The 10,694-nt window shown below is 42.5% G+C and carries 12 protein-coding genes and 1 pseudogene; 5 read left to right on the plus strand and 8 right to left on the minus strand.

Annotated elements, in window-relative coordinates:
• Nucleotides 1-158: 158 nt before the first annotated feature.
• Nucleotides 159-635 (minus strand): transposase family protein, encoded by a 477-nt coding sequence (locus BGL89_RS14145; RefSeq protein ID WP_502692630.1) that lies wholly within the window; start codon nt 633-635, stop codon nt 159-161.
• A gap of 59 nt (nt 636-694) precedes the next feature.
• A complete protein-coding gene (locus BGL89_RS14150) occupies nt 695-1,126 on the minus strand; it encodes a helix-turn-helix domain-containing protein (protein ID WP_286826243.1) in 432 nt (143 codons plus the stop codon).
• 106 nt (nt 1,127-1,232) lie between these two features.
• On the opposite strand from BGL89_RS14150, the pseudogene BGL89_RS14155 reads away from it, so the two are divergent.
• Nucleotides 1,233-1,529 (plus strand): annotated as a pseudogene (locus BGL89_RS14155) (IS1 family transposase); the annotation flags it as partial.
• A gap of 63 nt (nt 1,530-1,592) precedes the next feature.
• Here the strand turns inward: BGL89_RS14155 and BGL89_RS14160 are convergent.
• The 3 genes from BGL89_RS14160 to BGL89_RS14170 form a co-directional block, all read right to left on the minus strand.
• Nucleotides 1,593-2,087, minus strand: coding sequence for an ureidoglycolate lyase (locus tag BGL89_RS14160; RefSeq protein WP_286826244.1), 495 nt, complete (start codon nt 2,085-2,087; stop codon nt 1,593-1,595).
• Nucleotides 2,088-2,092: 5 nt separating this feature from the next.
• Nucleotides 2,093-3,550, minus strand: coding sequence for an efflux RND transporter periplasmic adaptor subunit (locus tag BGL89_RS14165; protein WP_286826245.1), 1,458 nt, complete (start codon nt 3,548-3,550; stop codon nt 2,093-2,095).
• A 113-nt stretch (nt 3,551-3,663) separates the two neighbouring features.
• A complete protein-coding gene (locus tag BGL89_RS14170; RefSeq protein ID WP_286826246.1) occupies nt 3,664-4,266 on the minus strand; it encodes a GUN4 domain-containing protein in 603 nt (200 codons plus the stop codon).
• Nucleotides 4,267-4,349: 83 nt separating this feature from the next.
• On the opposite strand from BGL89_RS14170, the gene BGL89_RS14175 reads away from it, so the two are divergent.
• Nucleotides 4,350-5,330 carry an aspartate carbamoyltransferase catalytic subunit gene (locus BGL89_RS14175; RefSeq protein ID WP_149976693.1) on the plus strand — a complete coding sequence of 327 codons (981 nt, stop codon included), beginning with the start codon at nt 4,350-4,352 and terminating at the stop codon, nt 5,328-5,330.
• A 23-nt stretch (nt 5,331-5,353) separates the two neighbouring features.
• On the opposite strand, the gene BGL89_RS14180 is transcribed toward BGL89_RS14175, so the two are convergent.
• Nucleotides 5,354-5,635: a hypothetical protein gene (locus tag BGL89_RS14180; protein ID WP_286826247.1), complete on the minus strand. Its 282-nt coding sequence runs from the start codon at nt 5,633-5,635 to the stop codon at nt 5,354-5,356.
• Between the two features lie 241 nt (nt 5,636-5,876).
• On the opposite strand from BGL89_RS14180, the gene BGL89_RS14185 reads away from it, so the two are divergent.
• Entirely contained in the window at nt 5,877-6,545 is a 669-nt protein-coding gene (locus BGL89_RS14185) for a Uma2 family endonuclease (RefSeq protein WP_286826248.1), read from the plus strand.
• A 617-nt stretch (nt 6,546-7,162) separates the two neighbouring features.
• On the opposite strand, the gene ureE is transcribed toward BGL89_RS14185, so the two are convergent.
• Together ureE and BGL89_RS14195 are read right to left on the minus strand one after the other, a co-directional pair.
• Nucleotides 7,163-7,639 carry an urease accessory protein UreE gene (gene ureE / locus BGL89_RS14190; protein ID WP_079207696.1) on the minus strand — a complete coding sequence of 159 codons (477 nt, stop codon included), beginning with the start codon at nt 7,637-7,639 and terminating at the stop codon, nt 7,163-7,165.
• A gap of 77 nt (nt 7,640-7,716) precedes the next feature.
• Nucleotides 7,717-8,202 carry a DUF4168 domain-containing protein gene (locus BGL89_RS14195; RefSeq protein ID WP_286826250.1) on the minus strand — a complete coding sequence of 162 codons (486 nt, stop codon included), beginning with the start codon at nt 8,200-8,202 and terminating at the stop codon, nt 7,717-7,719.
• 548 nt (nt 8,203-8,750) lie between these two features.
• On the opposite strand from BGL89_RS14195, the gene hbs reads away from it, so the two are divergent.
• Together hbs and cobD are read left to right on the plus strand one after the other, a co-directional pair.
• Nucleotides 8,751-9,053, plus strand: coding sequence for a non-specific DNA-binding protein Hbs (gene hbs / locus BGL89_RS14200; protein ID WP_002778840.1), 303 nt, complete (start codon nt 8,751-8,753; stop codon nt 9,051-9,053).
• A 233-nt stretch (nt 9,054-9,286) separates the two neighbouring features.
• Entirely contained in the window at nt 9,287-10,342 is a 1,056-nt protein-coding gene (cobD, locus tag BGL89_RS14205) for a threonine-phosphate decarboxylase CobD (RefSeq protein WP_286826249.1), read from the plus strand.
• Nucleotides 10,343-10,694: the final 352 nt, after the last annotated feature.

Raw genomic sequence — 10,694 nt, forward strand, 5'->3', positions numbered from 1 at the left:
CCTGCTTCGGCAGGTTTTTTGGGCTTTTTTATGTCTGAAATGGAAAAACCGCACTTTTTCTCGGTCAATGATGACAATAAGTTATGACTTAAAAGCTACTCAACAACTAAAGCTTATGCTTGTAGCTAAGTGAAATCATTAGACCTCCTGCAAAAGTCTTATTCAGCTACTTGATTATAGCCTAAAGCAAGTTCGTAGTTGTAAATGCCAGCGATTAAATTAAATCTCAGACCAAAACGTCGTCTCCGATTCCTGTATCTTGATGATAAAATTCTAAATCTCTTCAGACTTCTGTGAATATGTTCGATAACAATTCTTTCTCTTGATAACTGGCGATTAAATTCTTTTTCTTCTAAACTTAATTCTTTATTTTTCTTTTTTTTGTTAGGAATTCTACTATTTTTGTGCAGCTTTTGAATTCCTTGATAGCCCTTATCTGCTAAACATTCAATATTTTTATCGATCCCAATTTGACTATTTTTCCAAAGATTAAAGTCATGTATTCTTCCCTTTCCATGAGCAGTACAGACTATCATTCCTGTTTTTTGAGACGCAAGAACTTGCGATTTTATTGTATGATAGCCTTGTTTCCCGCTATAGTAATCTTGGTTCTTCGTTACTTGGTATGGTTCGATCGGGTGACATAAATTGACTAAATCCTTATCTGGCAAGAGATTTAATTGATTAGTTCGCTCTATTGCATAACAAAAACCGAAGAACCGTAATCTTTCTGCTTTTTTTGAGGTCTTTCTATCTCATGCTCTGCTACATCTACTACCACTACCTCTAGGTCACTATTCGCCTGGTGAACTGTCTTTTTCCCCAGCAGATTAAACAATCCAGATTTTATCAGAATATTTTCTACCTTTCTAGTGATTCGTAGGGCTGTTGTCTCATTAATCTCGCAATTAATTGCGAGATGGAAATAAGTACTATATTCCCGTAAATACTCTAAGGTCATCAAGATTTGGTCTTCTAGACTTAATTTACTTGGTCTTCCCGATTTTTTTTGCAGAACTTTTTCGGCAGCCAAAACCTTCACCATATCCTTAAATGTTTCAGGATATACTCCACAAAAGCGTTTAAACTCTTCTGGATTCAAATTTTTTACTTTTTCGTAAGTCATGGTTTTTCTGAGTGTTTTACTTTATTGTACATAATCAGTTCCTATTTTTGCAGGAGGTCTATTGATTAAGAGACCTGTGCTTTTCAATAACTTTTTCAGCAGACCCTATTTAGGAGATAGGAGTCGTCAATCAGCCAAAAAACTTTGGGACAGGCCGACCAGGTGTTTACCGACAATGCGCTGTTGCTTACACAGACTTTTGGGAGTCCTATAAGACAGTAATTCCCAGTAAACGTCATCGACCGGTTGGTCAAGAAACTGGTCAAACTAATCCTATTGAAAGATTAAATAATACCTTTCGACAAAGGATTTCTCAACTGGTGAGACAGAGTCTATCTTTCTCTAAAAAAATGGAGAATCACGTTGGAGAACCCTTTGGTATTTTATCCATGACTACAATGCACAGCAAAGCAAAGGATTAAGCCACCATCACTACTACCTAATCACCACCAAAAAATTAATTTTTTCAATCAACAATCTCGAATTCTATTGACTGCTCTTGGGCAAAATTATAGGTAAAATGATCGATAATATTAGTATCGCTCAATTCGAGATTATAAAAATCGATCGCTGGTTGATCAAAAAGTGGGCCAGCGTGCCAAGTTCCCACCTCTAATTTAATAAAACAGTCGCCGGGGATGCGAAAAACCCTTAATTTTTCTAAATCCGGTTGAGTCTGAGGACTAGGGGGGGCCACTCCTAAAAACCACTCTTGTCCCCCCAAAGAACCAAGACATTGGGTACATTGACTATGACGAGTAATTCGCTTAAATTTACGTCCGCGAGTCTGTAAACGCATAATATAAAAGCGTGGCACACCGTTTTTTAAATGCAGTTGTGCATCGCTTTCATCAAATATTTTCCCGTCATGACTAGGGGTTATTAATTGACCGTAGGGACGGAAACTCTCGGCGGTAATTAGTTGCGATGCCAGGGGACGAACGGTAATCGAATTACTCATAAAAATTACTGCTGACTAACAGTTATAGCTGTACCATCTCGGAGAGAAAGAATATTATTAACGGCAATTCTTTCCCCGGCATTTACTCCAGAAATAACCTGATAAGCTTGCCCTTGAATGGTGCCAACTTGAATTGGTTTTTGTCTTACCACTAAACGCTCCTTGGCATTTTCTTGACCTTCTTTAGCCTTTTCTTTTTCGGCCACAAAAACAAAATTTTGCGCCCCGATGCTAGTCACTGCCGTGGTGGGGATTAATACCCCCGGTTTTTGATCCCAAATTACCCGCGCCCGCACATATTGATTATTGCGAAGACTGCCATCATTAGCAAAGGAAAATTTCACTAAAACCGATTGGGTAGCTTGGGAAACGGTGGGGGAAATAAAAGTTACTTGACCGCGAACCCCCGCACTGCCATCAGGATTAATAATTTCCACGGGCAACCCGACACGCAGACGCGGTTGTAATTCCACGGGAATCTGCACATTTAGTTCCAAAGTTTTATTGTTAGTCAACGAGGTTAATTCTTCACCCAGGGAGATAATATCGCCGACTTTTCTTTGATTAAAATCGCCGACAAAACCAGCAATCGGGGCGGTAATGGTGTTAAAAACTAAATTCTGACGCGTCGCCCCTAATTGCCCCTCAGTGCTGGCTACCGCCGCTTGACGACTGTTCACCGTTGCCGCTGCCGCCGCCACCTGTTGCTGTGACGCTAATTCGTTTTGAATGGCGATATTTAATGCTTCTTTGTTTGCCTGTAGGGTAGCTCTAGCCGCCGTCACCTGTTGACGGGCCGCATCACGATTTTTAGATCGGGCTTCTACTTCTGCCTTGGCGGCCTGAATGTCGCGGCGGCGATCATCTAAGTCCTGTTGGGGCTGTGCCCCTTGTTTGACCAGAAATTCGGCTCTTTTTAGGTTTTTTTCCGCTAAATCTAAATTAGCTCTCGCTCTCTGTAAATCGGCTTCGGCGGCGCTCAAGGTGGCGATCTGACTTTTAACATTAGCTTCGGCATTGGCCACATTTGCCCGATTCTGGGCAATTTGGGCTTGATTTGCCCTCGCTTGCGCTTGTCTTTGCCTTAAATCCGCCTCAGACGCATTGAGGTTCGCTTTGGCCGAATTTACCTGGCCGATGCCGGCGTTTACCTGTTGCTGTTGTTGTTCGGGATCCAATTCGGCGATTTTTTGTCCCTGAGTTACCTGATCGCCAGATTTAACGAAAATAGACCGAATCCGACCAGTAATCTGGGGGGAGACGCTAACACGCTCTTGGGCGATCAAAGTACCCACAAATTCGCTACTTTGCACTAATTTGTCGGTGCCGAGGGTTTGCAATTTGACGGGAACAGCCGCCGGTCCTGTGGCCTGGGGGGTTTGGGGGGCGCAACCAGCTACAATTAGGGAAACGGCGATCGACGAACCGATCGCTGTCGATACGTTAACGGATCGTTTAATCATTGTTAAATTTGGGGGTTTTTGGCAGAAAAAGTGCTAGTAAATCGGAAAAAGAAGAGGAGGATGAGGAGAGAAGCTTTTCCTTAAATTTTACTCTACAGAATTGATCGCCGTGATCACTGTTTGCTTTGCCCTAAGCTGACAATATTACAGGTAACTAATCTTTGGGCGAGGGTGGTGTATTCTAGGCGACCACCGGCGATCTGATATTCGTCCCGGGGCGCCGGCAGATGACCGACGGGAGCATTGAGGGTATAGTTAAGATTTTCTTTAAAAATAATCCAATCACCATCTTTACGCCAACCGATTCGATCGCCAAAAGTTTGAAAATTTTCGATCGCCACTAAGCGGCCCGGTCGATTACCTGTCTCGATAAAAATGCGAAATTGGGTACTGAAACTAAAACGACCCCCGGAAGCTTCTTTCCAGAGTTGATCCATCTTTTGCAGATCCCAACAGGCCAATTTTTGCAGGTCTTCCATGGTAAACCAGCCCTGTAATTCCCGTCCGGTTGCTTTCAGGATTAAATTACGGGTTTCATCGTTAGCTTGTCGCCAATTTTGTTGAGCGAGGAAATTTTTCAGGCGAGTGTAATTAATGCCCGTGGTCGGTGATACCATTTCCCCAGAGGTGGCAGTCTGGGCAACGATCGCCGGCAAGGGATTGAGAAATAAAGCGATCGCAAGAGTGATCTGACACAAGGAAAAATTAATTCTCATAAACCCTATTTATTAACCTGATGCAAAGAAATCCTACAATAGCATAGACGAAATTTGCCGTTTTTACCGCCTCCTTAACTCCTATGGCTTTCACTTGGATCCGACACCACATTTTGGGATTGCAAGACTGGCAACCGGAAGAATACCAAACCCTGCTACAAACGGCCTCTAGTTTTCGTGAAGTTCTTTCCCGACGTACCAAGAAAGTGCCGGCCCTACAAGGTCAAGTGGTGACAAATCTTTTTTTTGAACCTTCCACCCGCACCCGTAGTAGTTTTGAACTAGCGGCCAAACGTCTCTCGGCCGATGTTCTCAATTTTGCCCCGGGTAGTTCCAGTTTGACTAAGGGGGAAACGATTCTCGATACCGCTTTAACCTATGTGGCCATGGGTACGGATATCTTTGTCATTCGACATCAACAGTCGGGAGTTCCCGATTTAATTGCCGCAGAAATGGATCGTTTGCAGTCGGGGGTCAGTATTCTTAATGCCGGGGACGGTCAACACGAACACCCCTCCCAGGGACTTTTAGACCTGTTTACGATCTGTTGTCTGTTAGATGAGGAAAATCCCCGTTTAGAACTGTTAGAGGGCAAAAAAATCGCTATTGTTGGGGATATACTCCATTCTCGTGTCGCTCGTTCCAATATCTGGAGTTTAACCACGGCTGGGGCAGAAGTACATTTGTCCGCACCCCCCACCCTACTGCCGAAATATTTTGGGGAATTGTGCGATCGCCTATTTCTCCACTGGGATTTAGAACCAGCTTTAGAAAAGGCCGATTTTGTGATGACCCTGCGATTGCAAAAAGAACGAATGACTGCCAATCTTTTGCCCAGTTTACGGGAATATCATCAAAGTTTTGGCATTACTCGTCCTCGTTTGCAATCCTGTCAACCGGGGGTTAAGGTACTTCATCCCGGTCCTGTGAATCGGGGAGTGGAAATTAGTTCCGATTTAATGGACGATCCCGATTTTAGTCTGATTTCCCAACAAGTTACCAGTGGTGTCGCTGTCAGAATGGCTTTGTTATACCTCATCGGTAATCTTCGCAGCGACCAGTAAAAGCTTCTCAGGGATTTGCTCTTTTAGTCTGGTTTCATTGAAACAATCCTAAAGTTTCTATCAAGGTAAATATCATACTTTCTTCCTCCCTCACACACAGCATCTTCTGCTTCAAATAGGTTAGTCTCAACATCAAATTTCATCGCTCTAGGATTCCTACAACCCTGTTTTAACAAAGTATCAGTCAACCGGGATTTTTCTTCTGCGGTCAAAGCTCGATAATCACTACTATTAGCTTGACCTGCATAGATTGACATTCCCATAATACTAAGGGATAGTAAGCTTATTATCGATTTGGTCTTCATTTTTTCAACTTCCTGAATACAATAAAAACATCATTGCAAGGGTTTTAGACCCAAGTTTTCGGTAATTAGTTCGGCACGATTACCGACCAACTTTATCTTAGGGGAAGCATACCTAGATTGCAATAAGTATAAATACTCAAGCTATCCCTGGGGCTTTTCTAGAAACTTTGACCGATACCGAATTCCGTTCTCAAGGGAAGGGTATAATTAAACTAAGAAATCAACATTTTCAGCTAAAGCCATGCAATTAGCCTTAGAACAAATTATCGTCAATCCCGGTCAACAGTTACTTTTAAAAGAGCTTAACTGGCAAAAATTTGAGACAATATTATCAGAATTAGGAGAAAGTCGTGCTTCTCGGTTATCCTACAGTAACGGAATATTAGAAATTATGGTACCTTTACCCGAACATGAAAAAGATAAAGAAATCATTAGTTATATGGTTCAGTTTTTGTTAGAAGTACTCAATATTGATTTTGAACCGTTAGGATCAACAACATTTAAAAACGAGCGGATGAATCAAGCGGTTGAACCTGATGCCTGTTTTTATATTAAAAACTATCAAGCCGTTATTGGCAAAAATAGACTTAATTTAGAAAGTGATCCCCCCCCTGATTTAGTCCTAGAAATTGATATTACTTCCCGTACCTATTTAGATAATTATCGACAGTTAGGTGTTCCCGAACTGTGGCGTTATACTCAAAGTGGCCTACAGATTAATTTATTACAAGAAGGAGAATATATTGAGTCTTTAAGCAGTCCCAATTTTCCTCAGATTCCGATTATTGAATTAATTAATCAATTTGTTAAACAAAGTCAACAACTGGGGAGAAGTGAAGCCATCAGAAACTTTAAAAATTGGCTGACGGAAAATATAGATGGCTCTTCGTTACTTGTTATGGTTCGATAGGGGGGCATAAATCGACTAAATCCTTATCTGGCAAGAGACTTAATTGATTAGTTCGCTCTCTATATAAGGGTTCCATCCCTTATAACCCCCGTCCATTGCATAACACAAACCGAAGAGCCATATAGATAATAGTTGAAAATCCTAACATTTTTGACTTAGATAAATTTGTCCGTCGAGAGTTGTATAAACTTCTTGCGGTTCAATGATTCAGTTTGTTACTAGAATCTAGTTCACAAAAATAGATTAGATCATTGTTTTGAGCAGGGGATTTTTTAACCTCAGTGGGTGTGGATAAATCAGACAGGACAGAGGTTACAGCCGTTGGTGCTAGTTCTGAAAGTACCATGGTTATTCATTCCTCGTAGTTCGATTTTTACTTTGATAATTAATCAATTCACCGAGGCCGATTAAAATTCTAGAAACTAGCAGAATGAGAGCCTCTTGATTAAGAAAATATCCCGTAGAGGCTGTTAAAAAGTTACTGTTTTCTTGTCAGTTAAATTTTGTTAAGATAATGCCCAAAAACTACAATTTATGGTAGGAAAAGAGGTAAGTCGAAACCGAGTTTGATTTTTGCTTACTCTAAATCAGAAAGGGCATTGGGCAAGATTAGCTAACTATCCCTTTTTTGCCTCTTCCAGGTCATGATAATGCTGATAAGCGCCGATTTCGGGGTTAAAGGGGGCGATTTCTTCAGTTACAGTTAATCCCAAACCTTCTAACATTGCTTGTAGGACAGAATCGGGGGCCAGACGCAGATAATCGGGATTAATTTCTAGGGCTACATGACGATTACCGAGGTGATAGGCAGCTTTGAGGAGTAAATCGGTTGAAGGGGCGGTAATAGTGATAACTGGTTCTGGTTTAGCAATAATTTGAATAATTTCGCCGTTTTCCCCCCGCAGGAAATCGCGATCCTGTAGAATTGTGCCGCGGGGTAAACGAAAACAGAGGGAAAAACCTTCGGGACTGTCGAGACGATAACGGCTGCGAGTGCGTTCTTCGGCCGTAAGTAGAAGGCTAAAAACTACCGTTTCTGGGGGAGGTGGACTAGCGGTATGACGGGGGGGTAAGCGCTCGGTAAAAGTTAACATGGTAGTAGTCAATGGGAAAAAACATTCTTAATTGTAGCCCTGACTCCAGCTTGACCCGAAAAACTGAGGAACTTTTTCTATTTATTCTCCCGTTGCAGACGAATCATCTCATTTTGCACCCGTCGTCTCAAGCTATCATCGCTACGAATCCAGTTAGTAATGGCGTTAAATTGAGCTGCGGTGAAGCCACTATCTTGGACAATCTTTTTTGAGTTATTACAATAATCGACGGCAATTCTTTGGGCATTAGCTGGAAGATTATTAAAGCTTTCCCGGTGGTTACAGGTAATTACTGGGGGACTTTTGCCTAAAATTTGCGAAATTGCCTGATAAGCTTGTTTTCTTTCGGTTTCGATCAACAAAACTGCTTTGGCATAACGTTTAATTTGGTCAGCCGTAAAATCTTGAGTATAAGCGGAGGACTGAAAACTAACCACATCCGTCGTCCAAGAAAATTCGGGAATCACACCGCCAAGAATGGCGATTACTGCCAAAAAAGTCACAATAAAAGAACGTCTTAAGCTTTGACCTAGATCGGCTAGGGGATAGCAGTAAATCACCATGCGAGTTTGTCGCTGAATAGATAATGATAGCAAACTTTCCAGTTAAATCCTGCTTTTTTGAATATTTTTAACGATCATAAGTTCCAATTCTAGCCAATATCTCCTGGGCCCGAACCTTAATTTTTGGGCAGAAATTGCTTTGGTAAACTTTTTTAACGTTTCTAGGGGCAAAATTAGTTAAAAATCTTGGAGAGAACCGATGAACGATTTTTGGGAAGTTAGGATGCCTATCGCTTTTAGAGAATATTTATCGGCAATTTAGCCCCCTAATCTCTTTTTATTAGCTTATATCGCTGTTAATCTCTCGCTTATTCCTTTTTGTGTCTCCAGTGGCGAGGAATCAGGAGGAAATCTAGATAAATTAAAGGTTTCAGCGATTCCGATCGAGACAATTCCCGCTTAGAATAATGCAGTGGAATATATAGCCAATGAGGATTTGAGGCATTATTTAGTGATCTCGATCCTGGCGAGTCCTCCACAGGGGAACCATAATAAACTACTGACAACCACCCTAAACTCAGAAAAACCGCAAAACAAGGAGTTAGCGCATGAATAAAGGTGAATTAATCGATCAAATCGCTCTCAAAGCCTCTGTCACCAAAAAACAAGCAGATGCTGTTCTCACTGCCGCCATCGAAACCATTATCGAAGCGGTTTCTGAGGGGGACAAAGTAACCCTAGTAGGATTCGGTTCCTTCGAGGCCCGGGAACGTCAGGCCAGGGAAGGACGCAACCCGAAAACCGGCGATAAGATGGAGATTCCGGCCACTCGCGTCCCGGCTTTCTCGGCGGGTAAACTGTTTAAAGACAGAGTGGCCCCAGATAAGGAAGAATTAGGGCTGGCTGAATAAATCTAAAAACCTTGTTGGATAAGACTTTTAGACTTTTTTCCCATCAAAGAGTGCCTTAGCCCGGGGTGATCGGGGGGAAAATTCAGGGACTTTTTCCCTGAAAATTAGGTAGTTGACCACCTGAAAATAGGTAAAACCCTACACCCCACACCCCACACCCCACACCCTGCCCCCAGGGAAAACTTTTTGCCGCAAACCCTAATTACTGTTGAGCTTCGTTCGCTGTAAGTCTTTTGCCTAGACCTAAACATGGTGGTAATCTTGACTGGGCGGCCGCCATTGCCGGCTGTCCGGTTTCCTCTATTCTCGATTTTTCTGCCAGTATCAACCCCCTCGGTCCGCCGGAAAGCGCCCTAACCGCTATTAAAAGCCATTTAACCAGTCTGACTCGTTATCCTGACCCCGCGTATTGGCAGTTGCGTTCTGCCCTCGGCCAATGGCACAATATCGGGCCAGATTGGATTCTCCCCGGCAATGGTGCGGCTGAGTTATTAACCTGGGCCGGTCGGGAATTAGCAGCATTTGATAGTGTTTATGTACTAACACCCGCTTTTAATGATTACGAACGGGCTTTAAAAAGTTTTGGCGGGAAAATCTGCAAACATTCCCTAGATTTAACCAGTTTAAAGCCGGTTAATCCCGAAAAACAAGGCTTATTACTCAATAATCCCCACAATCCCACGGGGAAACTCTGGACGGTGGCGGCCATTCGTCCCTATCTATCGCAATTTGGTTTGGTGGTAGTGGATGAAGCTTTTATGGATTTTTTACCCCCGCAACAACAGGAGAGTTTAATATCTCTCTTGCCGGAATATCCCAATCTCGTGATTGTGCGTTCCCTAACTAAATTTTACAGTCTCCCCGGTTTACGTCTAGGATACGTCCTCGCCCATCCCGATCGCCTGTTACAATGGCAAAGATGGCGCGATCCTTGGTCGGTGAATAATTTGGCTGTGGTTGCCGCTATTGCGGGAATTGAAGATAGGGATTTTCAACAACAAACTTGGGATTGGTTAACAGCAGCCCGTGAGGATTTATGGCAGGGATTAGCTAATTTTCCGCAATTACAGCCCCAAACCAGTGCCGCTAACTTCCTCTTAGTACAATCTCAATCTTCCTGTTTACCCCTACAGGAAGCTTTATTAAAATATCATCGAATTTTCATCCGCGATTGTCTCAGTTTCCCCGAATTGGGCAGCAATTATTTTCGGGTAGCTGTCCGTTTACCGGCAGAAAATCAACGATTATTATCGGCTTTAGAGAGTATTTTAGCCGCGTCTGATAGTTAGACTTCCCCTTTGACAAAAGGCCATAACCTGTGCCGTATTAGCAATACACCAGATTAACTCCCCCCGTTACTGGGTACAAATTAAGGAAACTTCCAATAAATCTAACGCATGATTGTTGCAGAGAATTCGGTCGATTTATCTTAGAAAAACGATATAGCGTTTCCTGTTGACAAGAGGTACATTCTCAATCCTGAAAAGTTTAATCAGCAAAGGTTAAAGTGTGCCACACAGATGTGAGAACCGCTATAACTTCCCTCTCTAATCGTACAGCAATTCTCATTTTAAAAAGTAACAAGTGATACAGACAGAAACAAAGCTTTAAGCAAGCTACAAAATGCGCTCCCGCGAGTGC

Source organism: Microcystis sp. LSC13-02, from assembly GCA_002282935.1.
GTDB lineage: Bacteria > Cyanobacteriota > Cyanobacteriia > Cyanobacteriales > Microcystaceae > Microcystis.